This window comes from Vibrio sp. 1249-1, assembly GCF_033340495.1.
In genome coordinates this window covers 1-657 of record NZ_JAWOWJ010000650.1, presented here as the reverse complement: position 1 = coordinate 657, position 657 = coordinate 1, and the positions used below count along the sequence as shown (strand labels likewise).

Annotated in this window: 1 protein-coding gene; it reads right to left on the bottom strand. The window is 35.3% G+C overall.

What is annotated here, in order from left to right; all coding sequences use genetic code 11:
• Window positions 1-196: 196 nt before the first annotated feature.
• A partial coding sequence (locus R7Z50_RS28155) for a helix-turn-helix domain-containing protein (protein WP_318149839.1) occupies window positions 197-657 on the bottom strand: 461 nt, incomplete at its 5' end.

The following is a 657-nucleotide window of genomic DNA, read 5'->3' as shown; positions in this document are numbered from 1 at the left end:
ATAAGAATACGTATATATAAGTATAAGTTACCGTTATTAAAAATCAATTCAAGACTAACCCATTTATACTCGAACGAAAATGGCAAACGTTTGCCATTTTCGTTCGAACTATAATATGGATTTAAAACGAATGTAAATACGACTATTCAATTAATAATGTTGTATAGATCATGATTCTGGCCATGAGATATGCTTATCATTCAGCTTTAACTTGGTTTCTTTTACGATATTCAAGCGGAGAACAATCATTTTCTCGTTTGAATATCTGCCTGAAAAACTGTGTATCAACATAACCAGATCGACTTGCAACTTCATCAATTGACAACTTTGTTGACCTCAACAGTTCTTTTGCAAAAGATAAACGCCCTAACTGAATAAACTTTAGCGGACTGATGGATGTCGCCTCTTTAAATCGGCGTTTTAACTGCCGTTCTGATAAGCAAGCTTCATTCGCTAAATCACTGATAGAGACGATGTCTAGATCCGTGGTGAGAATCCATTTTTGGATTTTTAGAATCAGCTCATCTCTGTGTTGCATGTAACGGAAAACATCACAGTATGAATGAGAGTTTCCACTGCTCTCTATTGTACTTAAAAACTGGTTACCAAGGTTTCGAGTGTGCTTTCCAAAATACTCTTCTACTATTTCCAGCATCA